This is a genomic window from Streptomyces sp. NPDC056835 (assembly GCF_042789485.1).
GTDB lineage: Bacteria > Actinomycetota > Actinomycetes > Streptomycetales > Streptomycetaceae > Streptomyces.
In genome coordinates this window covers 131,309-148,002 of the sequence record NZ_JBHUBB010000009.1, presented here as the reverse complement: position 1 = coordinate 148,002, position 16,694 = coordinate 131,309, and the positions used below count along the sequence as shown (strand labels likewise).

General features: G+C 73.3%; 3 protein-coding genes. All 3 read right to left on the bottom strand.

Annotated features, from left to right (window positions below; all coding sequences use genetic code 11):
- Nucleotides 1–25 precede the first annotated feature (25 nt).
- The 3 genes from ACFRMN_RS12715 to ACFRMN_RS12705 are packed head-to-tail and all read right to left on the bottom strand — an operon-like array spanning nt 26 to nt 16,693.
- Nucleotides 26–8,542 (bottom strand): amino acid adenylation domain-containing protein, encoded by an 8,517-nt coding sequence (locus ACFRMN_RS12715; protein WP_383017562.1) that lies wholly within the window; start codon nt 8,540–8,542, stop codon nt 26–28.
- Nucleotides 8,539–15,768, bottom strand: a complete 7,230-nt coding sequence (locus tag ACFRMN_RS12710) for an amino acid adenylation domain-containing protein (protein ID WP_383017559.1) — start codon at nt 15,766–15,768, stop codon at nt 8,539–8,541. Before ACFRMN_RS12710 ends, ACFRMN_RS12715 begins: the two co-directional genes overlap by 4 nt.
- Nucleotides 15,761–16,693 (bottom strand): 3-hydroxyacyl-CoA dehydrogenase family protein, encoded by a 933-nt coding sequence (locus ACFRMN_RS12705; RefSeq protein WP_383017556.1) that lies wholly within the window; start codon nt 16,691–16,693, stop codon nt 15,761–15,763. The genes ACFRMN_RS12710 and ACFRMN_RS12705 overlap by 8 nt, the downstream gene beginning before the upstream one ends.
- Nucleotide 16,694: the final 1 nt, after the last annotated feature.

The following is a 16,694-nucleotide window of genomic DNA, read 5'->3' as shown; positions in this document are numbered from 1 at the left end:
GCCACTCCGGTACTAGGTCCTGTCTTCAAAGTCCCGCCTGCTCGGAGGCGTCCGGCACGCACGCTCGCCGCGTTGTCGGGATCACCCCAGTACATCCAGTACTGGGGTGACCCTCCGCCTTGCGATCGCACGCACCGGACGCCTCCGAGCCCACCCTCCGGGCGGACGGCGCTACTTTGAAGACAGGACCTAGGGCGCCCGGCACCACCTGGACCGGACGGGGCAGCTCGTGATGGACGAACGCCGCCCGCAGATTGGGGTGCCGCTCCAGCAGCACCGCCGCCGCCGCGCGCAGCGCCTCCCCGTCCACCTCGCCCCGGAGACGCAGGACGAGCTGCGCCTGATAGACGTCCGGGCTGTCCGGGGCGTAGAGCGAGTGGAAGAGCAGCCCCTGCTGGAGCGGCGTCAGCGGCAGGACGTCCGTGAGGCCGGGGTAGGCCGACTCCAGGTGCTCGATCTCCGGCTGCTGAAGCGCGACCAGGGGCAGATCGGACGGGCTGTGTCCGCCCGCCCCCGGGGTTCTGGCATGCACGACCAGGGCGTCGAGGGCGGTGAACCACAGCTCGGCAAGCTCCCGGATCTCCGCCTCCGTGAACGCCGCCTCCGCCCAGGACCACGCGGCGTTCAGCCGCGGTCCGGCCGGACCGTCGACGGTCACCGCGTCGAGTCCGAGGAGGTGTCCGCCGGGCGGTGTGAGTGTCCCGTCCGTGTCGGGCAGTGTGCTGAACTCCGCGGTGATGTCCCAGTCCTCACGGCCCTCCGCGGCGATCCGGCCCAGGTAGTTGAACCCGGCCCGGGGCGTACCCAGAGCGGACAGCTCCGGGGCCGCCACCGGGTCGAGATGACGCAGTACGCCGTAACCGATACCCAGGTCGGGTACGGCCCGCAGTCGCTCCTTGACCCGCTTCAGGGCCCGGCCGAGCGCCGGGCCCGCGGTCCACACATCCGTCCAGACACATCCGGTGTTCTCCAGCCGGACCGGGAACATGCTGGTGAACCACCCCACCGTCCGCGACAGGTCCATGTCGGGCAGCTCGGGACGTCCATGGGATTCCAGCTCGACGACCACACCACGGGAGTCCCCGCCGGGCGACCGGCCCCGGCGGCGACGCCACTCCTCCATCGCGAGGGCCAGCCCGGTGAGCAGTACGGGCTCCACACCGCACCGGAAGGCCGCGCCCACTTCCGTCAGCAGGGGGCGGGTGCGCTCCGGCGGCAGGGTCGCCGAGAACCGCCGCTTGGCTCCCCCCACCCCCTCCAGGGCGTCCGTCAGCGCGTCTCCCCCGGACAGCGCCTCTTTCCAGAGGGCCAACTCGCCCTGCCGCGCGCCATTTTCGCCCTGCTCGGCGAGATAACCGGCCCAGTCGCGGAACGGGGTCCCGGCGGAGGGCAGTACGGGAGGGCGGCCGGCGACAACGGCCCGGTGGGCGGCGGCCAGGTCCGGCAGCAGAACGCGCCAGGAGACCCCGTCGACGGCCAGATGATGGACGGCGAGGACCAGCCGGCCCGGCCGGGCGGGCCCGGCGTCGAGGAACACCGCCGCCACCATCCCTCCCACGGCCGGATCCAGGCTGCCCCGGGCCGCGCGGACCGCGTCGGAGAGCAGTACGGGCAGCCGAGCCCAGTGGTCGGCGGCGTCCACCCGGTGTACGCGGTCCCCCGCCCGCACCGCGCCGGGCGGGGGAGCCTCAAGCGCCCAGCCCGCCGTATCAGCAGAACCACCTGGTCCTCCGGGCCGGTCCGGTCCTCCCAGCCGGTCCGGTTCGGCCGGGCTGTCCGGTTCGGCCGGGCCGCCGGGGCTCAGACACAGCCGCAGCGCCGCGTGGTGGTCCAGCAGGGCCTGCACGGAGGCGGCCAGCCGCTCACGGGTCAAACCCGGCGGGGTCCGCAGCGTGACGCACTGGCTGAAGGCGGCCGGATCGCCACCCGGCCGCTCCCGCCACCAGCGCATGATCGGAGTCGGCGGCAGCACACCGGTGCCGTCACCCTCCCCCGACGGCACCGGGGCGGCACCCGTCTCGAACGCCTCCGCCTTCTCGGCCAGTCGGGACATGCCGGGGTAGCGGAAGACATCGCGCACGGTGATCCGCAGACCCGCGTCGCGGGCCCGGCTGACCAGCTGAATGGCCATGATGCTGTCGCCCCCGAGGCGGAAGATGCCGTCGTCGACGCCCACCGACTCCTCGCCGAGCAGTTCCGCGACGATGGCGCACAGCACCTGTTCACGCGCGGTTCGTGGCGCCGCCGAACGCGGCACTGGCCGGGGTGGCGCGGGGAGCGCGGCCCGGTCGAGTTTGTGGTGACGGGTCAGCGGCAGCCGGTCCAGGACGACGACAGCGCCCGGCACCATGTACTCGGGCAGCACACCGGCCAGGTACTCCCGCACCGCCGCCTCATCAACCCTCCGGCCCTCCTCCGGGACGGCGTACGCCACCAGCCGCCGCTCGCCGGGCCGGTCCTCCCGTACCACCACCGCCGCCTGGCCGATCCCGCCGTGCCCGGTCAGTACCGCGGCGACCTCATCGGTCTCGATACGGAATCCGCGCAGTTTCACCTGGCCGTCGGCACGGCCGGCGAAGGCCAGCACGCCGTCGGGCAGCCACCGGGCCAGATCGCCCGTACGGTACATCCGTGTCCCCGGCGGGCCGAACGGGTCGGCCACGAACCGCTCGGCCGTGAGCCCGGGCCGGTTCAGATAACCCCGTACGACACCCGCACCCGCCAGATACAGCTCACCCGTCACCCCCGCGGGCACAGGCCGCAGGAAGTCGTCGAGTACGTAGACACGGACACCGTCCAGCGGACGCCCGATCGGCACGCCCGACCGGAGGGTCCGGTCCCCGGGACCGGCGGGCACGGGGCCGGTGAGCGGGTGCCGGGTCGCGAACGTCGTCGCCTCCGCCGGCCCGTAGCCGTTCACCACGAGAGTGGAGGGGCAGTGCCGGCGCACCGCACTCACGGCGCGCGGCGCCACCACGTCTCCCCCGGTCCACACCGCGTCCAGCTCACGCAGACAACCGGGGTTCTCCTCGGCGACGAGGTGGAAGAGACCGGCGGTGAGCCACAGCGTGGTGATCCCGGTACCCGTGATCAGGCGTTCCAGCGTCGCCAGGTCCAGTTCGCCGGGCGGGGCCACCACCACTTCCCCGCCGTTCAGCAGCGGGACCCATGTTTCCAGGGTCGACGCGTCGAAGGAGAGCGGCGAATGCATCAGGACGCGCCGCGGCCGGCTGTCCTGCCAGCAACTGTCGAGCGCGAGGGCGAGCACATCGCCATGGGTGACGGCCACGCCCTTGGGCACACCGGTCGAGCCGGAGGTGTAGATGACCTGGGCCAGACCCGCCGGGCTCACGGGACCCGCCGCGCCGCCCACCGGCAGCGTCCATTCCGTATCTGCCGCGTCCGGGCCCACGTCCCGTACGTCGATGATCCGCGGACCGCCATCGGGCCCGTCGCCACCCGGGAGCCCGCCGCCGGAGCGCACGTCGTCGCGGGGTGTGCCCTCGCCCACGACCAGCACCCGCGCGCCCGACTCGGCCACCACCCGGTCCCGCCGGGCGCGCGGCGACCGCGAGTCCAACGGCACATACGCGCCACCGCACTTGAGGACCGCCAGCACGGCCACCACGAAATCCGCGCCCCGCTCCATCAGCACCGCGACCGGCATCTCGGCGCCGACGCCGTACGCGGCCAGCAGTGCGGCCAGCCGGTCGGTCCGGGCGTCCAGCTCCGCGTAGGTCAGCACCTGCCCCGAGGCCCGGACCGCCGGAGCGTCGGGCGTGCGACGCGCCTGCTCGGCGAATCTCCCCGGCACGGTGTCATGCGTGAGCAGCGCGGGAACCGGGGAAGTGCCCCAGGTGGTGAGCAGCCGTTCCCGCTCCCCGCTCTCCAGGATGCCGACCAGGTGCACGGGGAGGTCGGGCCCGGCGCAGACGCCCTCCAGCAGACGCGCGAAGCGGTCGCAGATCGCCTGTGCGGTCGCCCGGTCGAACAGCCCGGTCCGGTAGTCCAGTACGCCGTCCATTCCCAGGCAGGCGCCATCCGGGCCGCGGTGTTCGTACAGGCTCAACGAGAGGTCGAACTTGGCGGCTCCGGTGCCGACCGTACCGATCTCGGCCGACAGGCCGGGGAGTTCAAGCCGTCGTGGCGGCGGCGCGGTGACGACCAGCATCACCTGGAACAGCGCCCGCCCGCTCGCGGAGCGGTGCGGTGCGAGCGCCTCCACCACCAGGTCGAAGGGGGTGTCCTGATGGGCGAAGGCGGCCAGATCGGCCTCCCGGACCCGCCCGAGCAGCTGACGGAACGTCATCGTGCCCGAGGGGTCGGAGGTGTCGGTGCGCAGCACCAGTGTGTTCACGAAGAATCCGACGATCCCGTCCCAGCGCGCCTCGGCGCGGTCCGAGACCGCTGTACCCACCGGGATGTCCGTACCGGCGCCGAGCCGGGTGAGCAGTGCCGCCAGCCCGGCGTGCACCACCATGAACACACTGGCGCGCTCGGTGGCGGCCAGTTCCGCGAGCCCGCGGTGCACCGGTGCGGGGACGCGGAACGCCACGGTGTCCCCGCCGTCCACCGCCGCTGTCCGGTCGGTGGGCAGCTGGATACGGTCCGGCAGTCCGTCGAGTACCCGCGTCCAGTGGGCGAGCCCGCGCTCGGCCCGTGGCGTGGGGCGGCCGTCCGTACCGAGTGTCCGGCGCTGCCACAGGGTGAAGTCCGTATACCGCACCGGCAGGGGCGCCCAGTTGGGCGCCCGGCCCCGCAGGCGGGCTGTGTACGCCGTACGGAAATCGGCCAGCAGCGGGGCGAGGGACGCGTGGTCGCAGGCGATGTGGTGCAGCAGAAGCAGAAGCACCTGTTCACCGGACCCGGTGAGGAACAGCTCGGCCCGCAGCGGGCATTCGGCATCCAGCCAGAAGGTGTACCGGGCACTCGCCGCGATCGATTCCGCCGGCTCCTCCGCACCGGTCCGCGTCACAGTGAGCCGGGAGCGGGCGTGGGCCGGTGGCAGGATCCGCTGGACCGGCCGGCCGTCCACCTCCTGGACGATGGTGCGCAATGTTTCATGACGTACCGTCAGATCCGTGAGCGCCGCCCGCAGCGCCACCTCGTCGGCCTCCCCGGTCAACCGCAGCACCAAGGGGACGTTGTACGCGCTGTCGGGCCCGGTGAGCGAGTGCAGGAACCACAGCCGCCGTTGCGCGAAGGAGAGCGCGATGTGCTCGGGGTGGCCGTCCGGCACCGCGTCGGAAGCGGGATCCGAGCCCTCGGTCCCGTCCGTCTCCGCGTCCGGGCCGAGGTCCGGAGCGTGCCCCCACAGATGCGCGGCGAGATCCGCCACCGTCGGACGCGCGAACACATCCCGTACGTCCAGCTCCACCCGGAACCTCGCGCGCAACGCGCTGACCAGCCGCGTCGCGCGGAGACTGTCGCCACCGAGATCGAAGAAACCGTCTTCCGGCCCGACCCGCCCCGTACCGAGGAGTTCCGCGTACAGGGAGGCGAGCCGCCGCTCCTGAGGGGTACCGGGCGAGCCCGCGACGCGTACCGGCGCCGGCGGGACCGGAGCGGGCAGCGCCGCCCGGTCCAGCTTGCCGTTGGCGGTGAGGGGCAATGACTCAAGGACCACGAACAGCGCGGGGACCAGATGGCCGGGCAGCCGCTCGCGCAGGTGTTCCCGCAGACGCGCGGTGAAGGGGCCGGGATCGGCCACCGCCGCCGTCACACCGCGCGCGGGAACCACATAACCCACCAGCCGCGTGTCACCGGTACCGCCACCGCCGCCGTGCTCGGCGTCGTCCGGTACGGCGGCCACGACCGCCTGCGCGACCCCGGACACGCCCAGCAGCGCGCTCTCGATCTCGGCGGGCTCGATACGGAAGCCACGGACCTTGAGCTGATCGTCGGACCTGCCGAGGTAATCCAGGCCGCCGTCCGGCCGCCACCGTACGAGGTCGCCCGAACGGTACAGCCGCGATCCCGGCGGGCCGAAGGGGGCGGCGACGAATCGCGACGCGGTCAGGCCGGGCCGGTCGAGATACCCCCTGGCCACCCCCGGGCCCGCCACATACAGCTCCCCCGGCGTCCCGGGCGGCACCGGACGCAGCCGGCCGTCCAGCACGTACAGGCGCGTACCGGGCAGCGACGTCCCGACCGGGCTGCCCGGTTCCCCGGCGTGACGGGCGTCCAGATCGAGCCGGGTGGCGTGGACCGTGATCTCGGTGATGCCGTACATATTGACCAGGACCGGAGAAGCGTCACCGCGCCGCCGCAACCAGGACCGCAGCCGCGCGGGCCGCAGCGCCTCACCACCGAGGATCACCCAACGCAGCGCCAGGTCCCGGCCCCGGTCCGGCTCCTCGTCGTCCGCCGCCGCCAGCGCGTGGAAGGCGGACGGTGTCTGGTTCAGCACCGTCACCCGCTCCCGGGCGAGCAGGCCCAGGAACTCCCGGGGCGACCGGCTCACCTCATGGGGAACGACGACCAGCCGCCCGCCGTGCGCCAGCGCGCCCCACATCTCCCACACGGAGAAGTCGAAGGCGCAGGAGTGGAACATCGTCCACACGTCCCCGGGGTGAAACCCGAAGTCGGCCGCGGCACACTCCAGCAGCGACACCACACTGTGGTGCTCCACCACCACGCCCTTGGGCCGGCCGGTGGAGCCCGAGGTGTAGATGACATACGCGGCGTGGCCGGGCGTCAGCGGCCCCGTACGGTCCGCGTCCACCGGGTCGGCGGACGGGAAGTCCTCCAGAGGCCCGGCCGGATCGTCCGGCGTGAGCACACACACCGGCCGCGCGTCCGCCATGATCATGCCGACGCGGTCGGCGGGCCAGGCCGGGTCGATGGGCAGATACGCCGCGCCCGTCTTGGTCACCGCGAGGATCGCCGTGATCAGTTCGACCGAGCGGGGCAGCAGGACGGCGACCGTGTTCCCGGGACCGGCGCCCCGCCGGATCAGCGCCCCGGCCAGCCGGTTGGCACGGGCGTTGAGGTCTCCGTACGACAGCACGTCCGGCCCGCAGGTGACCGCCGGGGCCCCCGGGGTCCGCGCGGCCCAGCGCTCCACCAGCCGCGGCAGGGTGACGGCGGGCCGGACCGGTGGGGTGGCGGCGCGGGGCACCGTCCGCCGCCGCTCCCCGGCCGACAGGAGTCCCAACTCCCCCACCGGACGGTCGGGTTCGGCGAGCAGGCCGCTCAGCAGCCGTACGAACCGGCGTGCCTCGGCGGCGGCCTCGCGCGGGCCGTATCGGGCCGGGTCGGCGTAGAGGTCGACGCGCAGACCGGAGCGCCACGTCTCCGGGTGGACGGTGACGGACAGGTCCTCCACCGGGCCGACAGCGAGATGGTGCATCGTCATCGGCCGGCCCGCGAACCGCCGTCCGAAACTGAAGGGCATCACGTTCACGGTGAGCCCGTACAGCGCCCGCCCGGTGCCGGTCAGTCCCAGATCGCGGCGCAGATCCTCGGCACGGTAGTGCTGATGGGCGAGAGCGGGCGTCATCTCGGCGTCCACGGCTCGCACCAGCTCGGCCGCCGGCCGGCCCACGCGGACCGCTACCCGCAACGGCAGCACATTCGACGTCATCCCGCCCACGGCGCGGGCGACGGCACCCGTACGGCCGGCGACCGGCAGTCCCAGCACCACCTCCTCGCCACCACCCGCTCCGGCGCGCGCGTGTGCCAGCAGGGCCGCCGCGGCCGTGGCCACCACCGGCCACCGGACCCCGAGCCGACGGGCCAGCAGCCGCAGTTCGGTCAGCCCCGCCCCCGGAAGCCGGGCGACACCGCGCGCCGCCACCCCGCTCACCCCGCTCACCCCGCTCACCGCGTCCGGCGCGTCCGCCGTCCCGGGGCCGCCCGCCCCGGAGCGATCAGTCCCGGCCCGGCCCGGTCCGGTCCGCAGGTCCGCCATCCTGTCGGTCCAGTAGGCACGGTCGGCGCCGAACTCCGGTGAGGCCCGGTAGTCGGCCTCCGCCCGCAGCAGCGCCTCCAGCGGGACCCGGGGGCCGGGTTCCGGGGCCTCCCCGCGCTCCAGCGCCGCGTAGATCTCGCCGAGCCGCCGGGCGAAGAGCGCGCCCCCGAGCCCGTCCATCACCAGGTGATGACAGAGCAGATACCAGCAGACCCGTTCGTCCGAGAGGCGGATGAACGCGGTACGGAAGAGCGGACCGGCCGCGAGGTCGAACGGGTGCGCCGCGTCGGCCCGCATCCACTCCACCGCGGCGGCCATCGGGAACGGCTCGCGCCGCAGATCCACCCGTGGCACGCCCCACGACGACAGCGGCCCGACCCACTGCCGGGGCTCCTCCCCCTCTCCGGCGGGGAACCGGGCCCGCAGCGGCTCCGACTCCGCCACCGTGAGCTGGAAAGCCGTCTCGAACAGCCCGGGGTCCAGATCTCCGGACACCTCGAAACCGGCCGCCACGTGATACCGGGCCGGCGGGGCGAACCGCTGCCCCAGCCAGACCCCGTACTGCGCGGTGGAAAGTGGGACGGAGCCGGGGCGGTCCGCCGTGCTCCCCGGCTCCGTACCCTGCCTCATACGACGTTCCCCGGTGTGGCCGAACGGGCCTTCAGCCGCTGGGAGAGCACCTGGGCGACATCGCCCAGCGGGCCGGGCCGCCCCAGCTCACCGTGGGTGCGGTCGATGGGCAGTATCTCCACTCCGCCGGCGTCCACCAAGGGCCGCCACAGCTCACGGGCGACCTCCGGGGAGGTCTCCCGGGCGGTGAAGACCAGGGGGCCGTCGGTGAACCGGCCCGGCTTGTGGGCGTAGGAGAGCGCCGAGTTGTTGGCGAAGATCCGGGCGACCGCCGCGACCCGCTGCTCGTCGAACGAGGCCAGCAGCCCCGTCTGTTCGCGGGCGATCTCCACGAACCGCGGATAGGTCAGCGACTCGCCCGCCCAGCCGGAGGGGTCGTAACCGAAGAACTCCAGCACCATCGCCAGCACATCCCCGCCGGTCACCCGCGCCGTCGGCCCGCCCGCGCTGTCCCTGGCCCGGTCCGCGGGGTAGGCGTCCAGAACCGCCAGCAGCCCGACCTCCTCCCCGCTCAACTGGAGCTGTACCGCCATCTCGTGCGCCACCAGCCCGCCGAACGACCAGCCCAGCAGGTGGTACGGGCCCGTGGGCCGCACGGAGCGGACGTGATCCACGTAGTCCGCCGCCATCTCCTGGAGGGACGCGGGCAGCACCTCTTCCCCGTCCAGCCCCCGCGCCTGGAGGCCGTACACCGGCTGGTCCGTACCCAGCGGCCCGGTGAGACCGGCGTACGACCAGGCTATTCCGGCCGCCGGGTGGACACAGAACAACGGCGGCCTGTCACCCGACTCGCGCAGCGGCAGCAGGACGCCGATGCCGCTCCCCGGGTCCCGCTGCGTACCCGTGAGCAGCGCCTCGGCCGCCGCCCCGGTACCCTCGGCGGTCTCACCGGCCGACTCGCCGGCGCTCTCGCCACGTGCCATGAAGCCGCCGACGCTCCGGGTGGGCTCGGTCGCCGCCGTCGTCAGCAGCCGGACGAACCGGTCCGCGAGCGATTCCACCCGCGCGCGCTCCATCAGATGCGGACGGTAGTCGAACCGCAGCAGCAGCCGCTCGCTCCGCGCGGACACCACCAGATTCAGCGGGAAGTGCGGGGCATCGTCGCCATAGGCCCGCGCCAGCTTCAGACCCGGTGCGGGCTCCGCCAGCTCCTCCGTGTCGAGCGGGTAGTTCTCGAACGCCATGACGGTGTCGAACGGGTTCCCCACATCCGTGATCCGGCGGATCTCACCGAGGCTGATGTGGTGGTAGGGCAGCAGCCGGGCCTGCTCCCGCTGAAGCCTCACCAGCAGCGCGCCCAGCGACTCCGCCGGATCCAGCAGCACCCGCGTCGGGACGGTGTTGATGAAGAGTCCCACCATCGTTTCCACACCGGTGAGTTCCGCGGGCCGGCCCGAGACCACGGAGCCGAACACCACATCCGTGTTACCGGTCTCCTGGCCCATCAGGATGCCCCAGCCAGCCTGGAGCACCGTGTTGGTCGTCACGCCGTGGCGGCGGGCCATGTCGACCAGGGCGACGGTCGTCTCCGCACTCAGTCGCACGGTGACATCGCGCGGCGCCATCGGCTCCGCCGTGCCCTCCTCCAGCGCGACCCGGGTCGACGCCGTCAGCCCCGACAGCGCCTCCCGCCAGGCGGCCTCCGCCTCCGTACCGTCGACCCGGCCGAGCCACGACAGATACTCCCGGAAGGGGGTGGTGGCCGGAAGATCAGCCGGCGTTGGAGCCAACGGCGGGAGTCCCCCGGCCGGGACGTCCGTGGCCGGGACGTCCGTGGCCGGGACGGAACCCTCGCCGCCCGCCTCCCGGTAGAGGGCGAACAACTCCCGCAGCACGATGGGCAATGACCAGCCGTCCATCAGGATGTGATGCGTCGTCAGTACGAACCGGTGGCGGTCGTCGCCCAACCGGATCAGCATCATCCGCATCATCGGCGGGGCGGTCGGGGTGAACCTGCGGCTGCGCTCCAGATCCAGCAGGCGGTCGATATCCGACTCGCGGCCGTCCTCCGCCGTCGCGCGCAGATCCTCCTCCCGCCAGGGCAGTTCGGCGGCGGCGCCGAACACCTGGACCGGCTCGGCCAGGCCCTCGTGGACGAAGGCGGCGCTCAGGTTGGTGTGACGCCGCAGCAGTGCCCGGCCCGCGGCACGCAGCCGGTCGGGATCCAGATCGCCGATGAGTTCCAGCCACACCTGCACGGTGTAGACGCTGTGCTCGCCGGCCGGTACGTCCGCCTCGCCCGTTCCCTCACCCGCTCCCGCCCGCGCACCCTCGTCCGCGTCCGTATCGGTGCCCAAGCCGCTGACCAGGACGTGGTACAGCAACCCCTGTTGCAGCGGCGACAGCGGCAGAATCTCTTCCAGGCCCGGATAGTCGCGCTCCAGCCGCTCGACCTCGTCCTGGCTGAGGTTCGCCAACGGGAAGTCGGACGGCGTACGGCCACCCGCCCCGGGCTCCGCGGCATGCGCCGCCAGCGCGTCCAGGATCTCGAACCAGGTGTCCGCCAGCTCATCGACAAGACGCTCGTCGAGAATGCCCTCGGGCCAGGTGAAACTGACGCCGAGTTCCGGTCCCCGCGCCGTGTCCTGGGTCAGGGCGGTGATCTCCAGCGGATGCGCCAGCGGCATGTCCGCGTCGGCCCCCGCGCTCATGCCCGTCTCCGGCGCGGGACCCCAGTCCGCTTCCCCCGACGCCGCGGGCAGCAGGAACCGCCCGAAGTAGTTGAATCCGATCTCCCGAGGCGCGGCGGCGGCCAGCGCGCCCGAGGTCTCCGGATTCAGAAAGCGCAGCAGACCGAAACCGATGCCCTTGTCGGGGATCGCCCGCAGCTGCTCCTTCACCCGCCGCAGCGCCCTGCCCAGCTCCTGGCGGGAGTCGCGCCGGCCCGGGGTGCCGACGGCGCCGGGCGCGAGCCGTATCGGGTACATGCTGGTGAACCAGCCCGCCGTACGGGACAGATCGGCGCCGGGAACGACCGGCTCACGGCCGTGCCCCTCCACATCGATCACCACATCCCGCTCACTGCCGGCACAGCGCCGCACCGCCAGTGCCAGGGCGGTCAGCAGCACATCGTTGATCTCGCAGTGGAAAGCCGCCGGAATCGTGCTGAACAGATGCCGGGCCCGGTCCGCGCCGTAGGTCACCGCGCGGGAGCGCGCGCGCCCCGTGGTGTCCACGGCCGGGTCCAGCGGTCGCTTCGCCAGCCGGAGCCCCGGCGTGGCCAATATCCCGGTCCACAGGGGGAGTTCGGACGTACGGCGCTCCTCGCGCGCCTGCGCGGACAGCGCGCGGCTCCAGTGCCGCAACGACGTCTCCACCGGACGCGGCGCGGGGGTCCGGCCCGCTTCGAGATCCTGGTACGCCCCGACCAGATCGGGCACCAGAATCCGCCACGACACTCCGTCACAGGCAAGGTGGTGCGCCATGAACATCAGCCGGCCCGGTACATCGTCCCCCGCGTCGAGCCAGACGATACGCACCATCGTGCCCGCCTGGACGTCCAGTTGGCCCTTCGCCCGGCCGGCCTCCTCCGTGAGGACCCGCCCCAGATCATCGACACCCCTGACATCGACCCGCCGCACACACGACGCACCGGACACCGAGCCCGGCGGCCGTACCGAGAGCCGCCACTCGGCCGACGACCGGTCGAGCCGCAGCCGCAGGGCGTCATGGTGGTCCAGGAGCTTCTGTACTGCGGCCGCCAGCCGGTCCTCGCGCACCCCGCCGGGGACCTGGAGCAGCACGGCCTGGTGGAAACCGTCGACCGGGCCGTCGAGTTCGCGGAGCCAGTGCATGATCGGGGTGAGCGGTACGTCACCGACGCCCGAGCCGGCACCCGCGGACCGGGCACGCGTGGTCTCACGGGCGGCCCCGGCCAGCGCCTTGACGGTCTTGTACTCGAAGATGTCCTGGGGGGTGAGCACCAGCCCCACCTGGCGCAGTCGGCTCACCAGTTGGATCGACATGATGCTGTCGCCACCGAGGTCGAAGAAGCTGGCGTCCAGGGGAACTTCGGGCTGCCGCAGGACCTCGGAGAACACCCGCGCGACCTGGTCGACGCGGGTTTCGGCGGCCGTCACCACGGGCGCCCGCGGAGCCGCCGGCTCCGGCATGACGGGCGCGACGGGCGCGACGGCTTCGGCAGGCACGGCTGCCAATGCCGGTGCCGATTCCGGTGCCGGTGCCGGTGCCGGTGCCGGTGCCGGGACGGCGGGTACGGCGACCGGTGCCGGGGCCGCGGTCTCCGGCGCGATGACGGGTTCCGTGTCGCGGTCGAGTTTGCCGCTGGGGGTGCGCGGCAGCGACTCGGTGAGCCGTACCTCCCCCGGGACCAGATACGCGGGCAGCCGCTCGGCGGCCCACTCCCGCAGCGCCTCGGGGTCCGGACGCCCGGCCCCCGTCACCGGCACCGCGTAGGCGACGAGCCGTGCGTCACCGGCCGCGTCCTTCCGTACCGCGGCCATGGCCTCGCGCACCCCGGGGTGAGCGGCGAGTACGGTCTCCAGCTCGCCCGGCTCGATCCGGAATCCGCTGATCTTGACCTGAGCGTCGGCCCGCCCCAGGAACCGGAGTTGTCCGTCCTCGCGCCAGAGGGCGAGATCCCCGGTCCGGTACATGCGGCTGCCCGGCGGACCGAACGGATCGGCCACGAAGCGTTCCGCGCTCAGTCCCGGCCTGCGCAGATAGCCTCGGGCCAGCCCGGCTCCCGCCAGATACAGCTCGCCCCGCCGTCCCGGCTCCACCGGCTGGAGCGCCCCGTCGAGTACGTACGCCCGCACATGTGTCAGCGGACGGCCGATGGGCGGCGCACCGCCGGACAGTGGGTCACCGGAGGGTGAGTCATCGCGCGGCGATTCGTCGCACGGGGATTCGTCGCACGGGGATTCGTCGCACGGGGATTCGTCGGAGGACCAGGCGGTGGCGTACACGGTGGCCTCGGTCGGTCCGTAGACGTTGAGCAGTCTGCTGCCCGGCATGGTCCGCGCCACGCGGGCGGCGAGGGAGGCGGGAAGCGCCTCTCCGGCCATGGCGAGCGTCTTGGCGGACAGTTCCACGCCGCCGAACTCCATGAGCTTCGCGAACACGGAGGGAATCGCGCACAGCAGCCCGCCCGACCAGCGCGGCGGGTCACCGTCGAGCAGCGACAGCAGATTGCCGACCACCTCGACACTGCCGCCGGTGGCCAGGGCGGGGAAGATCTCGGCCACCGACACATCGAAGCTGAACGAGGTGGCGGCCAGCGTGTGCGCGAGGGCCTGCGCGCCGAACTCGGCCGCCACCCAGGCGATCAGCGGCACGACCCCGCGATGAGCGACGACGACACCCTTCGGCGTCCCGCTGGACCCCGACGTGTAGATCACATACGCGGGATGCGCGGGCAGCAGCGGCGCCACGCGGTCCGCGTCGGCGGGCGGCTTCGGTGAGCAGCCCGCCAGTTCGTCGGCGGTCCTCGCGTCGTCCAGTACCAGCACCTCGCCCGGCAGACCGTCGATGTCCAGGTCCGCGCCGGCGGCGTCGGTCACCACACACCGGGGCCGCGCGTCGTCGATCATGAAGCGGAGCCGCCGCGCCGGGTAGGCGGGGTCGAGCGGCAGATAGGCGGCGCCGGTCTTCAGCACCGCCAGCATCGCGACGATCGTCTCGGCCGACCGGGGCAGCAACAGCCCCACCACCCGCTCGGGTCCGGCACCGCGGCGGATGAGCAGATGGGCGAGGCGATTGGCCCGCTCGTGGAGTTCGCCGTAGGTGAGCCGCGTCGTGCGGTCCCGGACGGCGATCGCGTCCGGATGCCGGGCCGCCGCGCTCTCCAGCAGCTCCGTGAGCGTGCCCTGCCGCGTACGCCGCTCGACCGCCCCCGTCCAGCCGTGTACGGTCGCCCGCCGGGCGGCGTCCAGCAGGTCGAAGGAGCCCACCGGCAGGCCGGGAGCCGCGACGGCGGCGGACAGCAGACGCCCGAAACGCTGCCCGTGGGCGGTCAGTTCGGCAGCGGTGTACCGGCCAGGGGCGCCCAGGAAGGCGATCCTCGGACGGCGGTCGCCGGGGTGCTCGTCGATCACCACGCGCAGATCCTGGACCGGTTCATGACCGACCACGCGGGCGACGGCGGGCAGCGCGCCGAACCGGATCTCCGGGCCGGGGGTCCGGATATCGGCGACGGGCCCGTAGAGCCGCGGGCGGGTGCCCGGCACTCCCAGCTCCCGGCACAGCTCCTCGTGCCGCAGCCGCTGACGGGCACGGACGCGGCGGCTCTCCTCGGCCGCCCGCTGGACGAGTTGGCCGAAGCCCATACCGGGACCCACCGTCAGCCGCAGCGCCGCGATGTCCTCGGCGGCGCCCGGCACGCGCTGGGAGACCCGGCTCGGCCGCCCGTCGACCGGCAGACCGAGCACCAGGTCCGTACCGCCGCTCATCCGGTGCGTGTACGCGACGACGGCGGCCAGCAGCACGGCCCGGGGCGCCGTTCCGCTGTAGCGGGCCGCGGCACGCACCCGGTCGGTGTCGGCGGTGGTGAGGACGACCGGGAGCGAGGGCTCGGCCGGAGTCCTGGCAGCGGCGCCCACGGCGCCTGGCGCCGGTTCCCCGGCGAGGCTCACCGGCTCGGTCCGGCCCGCGACATACTCCCGCCAGAACGCGAGATCCCGGCCTCGGTCGTCCGACGCGCGGTACTGGGCCTCCTCCGCGAGCAGCACCGCCGGTGACGCCAACGCCGAATCCCGTAGCGGCCATCCCTCGGCGCGCGCCGTGTAGACCTCCGCCACCCGGCGGGTGATCAGCGAGCAGCCGAATCCGTCGAGTACCGAGCGGTGATGCCGGTGGAACCAGTGGAAGCGGTGCGCCGAGAGACGGATCAGTGCCTGCGCCGATGCCGCGTTCCCGGCCGGGCGGGGCGAGCGGGCGAGCTGGGCCCGTATCCACTCCTCGGCGGCGGTGACGGGGGCGGGCGCCGCGCTGACGTCCACCAGGGGGAGCGGCAGGCCGTCGGCGTATTGGGGGGCCGGTGGCCCCTGCGCACCCGGATCGCTCCCGGGCAGCCGTACGCGCAGCGCGTCGCTCTCCCGGACGACGTGGGCCAGCGCCTTCTCGAACGCCGTGACGTCCAGGGCGCCGTGGATCTCCACGACCTCCGCGACAAACAGGCCGGGCCCCCAGGGATCGGCCGACGCGTCGCGCCAGACCTCCCGGCCCGCGGCGGACATCGCGGTGCGCGCACTCTGCTGGTCAGCCATGGCTGGCTCCTCCCCGCGGGACGAGATGGTGTTCCGGACGCTGCCTCTGCTCCGGGTACTGGTAGAAACCGCGGCCGGACTTGCGGCCGACGCTGCCTTCCGCGACATGGCGGGCCAGCAGGGCGCACGGCCGGAATCGTTCGTCGCCGGTGAACTCGCGCAGCACGTCGAGTGAGTCGAGTACGGTGTCCAGCCCGATGAGGTCCGCCGTACGCAGGGGCCCCATGGGGTGGCCGAAGCAGTCCTGGAAGACGCGGTCCACGGTCTCGGCGTCGGCCGTTCCCTCGCCCAGCACGGCCGCGGCTTCGTTGAGCGTCAGCATCAGCACCCGATTCGTCACGAAGCCGGGCGCGTCACGGACCACGAGGGCCCGCTTGCCGAGTTCCGCGAGGAGGTCCACGGTCCGCCGGACGGTCCGCTCGCTGGTACGCGGCGCGCGGATGACCTCCACGGCGTCCTTGAGGGGAGCCGGGTTCATGAAGTGGGTGCCGATCACGCGGTCGGGACGGCCGGTGAAGGAGCCGAGCCGGGTGATCGGGATGCACGAGGTGCAGGACGCGAAGACCGTCTCCGGACCGCATATCTGATCCAGCCGCCGCAGGATCTCCTCCTTGACCGGCACCTTCTCGCGCGCGCACTCGACCACGAAGAGAGCCGGGGCCAGGTCCGGAACGTCCTCCGACCAGATGACGCGGTCCTCAAGGGACGGGGAGGAGCGCCGGCGCAGCAGCTTCGCCATCCGCACCCCCGCGCGGAGGCGGGCCGGGCCGCTGCTGAGTGCCGCCGGATCGGGATCGACGACCACCACGGGATACCCGGCCTCCGCGAAGCACTGCGCCACGCCGACCCCCATGGTTCCGGCGCCGACGACGCCCACGGGCGCGCCAGTGGTCACGGCCGGCTCGCTGTCCTCGCGTTCGGGCACG

Bases quoted from the DNA above. Each gene is read 5' to 3' on its own strand.
- ACFRMN_RS12715 (WP_383017562.1), bottom strand. From the start codon at position 8,542: ATGAGGCAGGGTACGGAGCCGGGGAGCACGGCGGACCGCCCCGGCTCC.
- ACFRMN_RS12710 (WP_383017559.1), bottom strand. From the start codon at position 15,768: ATGGCTGACCAGCAGAGTGCGCGCACCGCGATGTCCGCCGCGGGCCGG.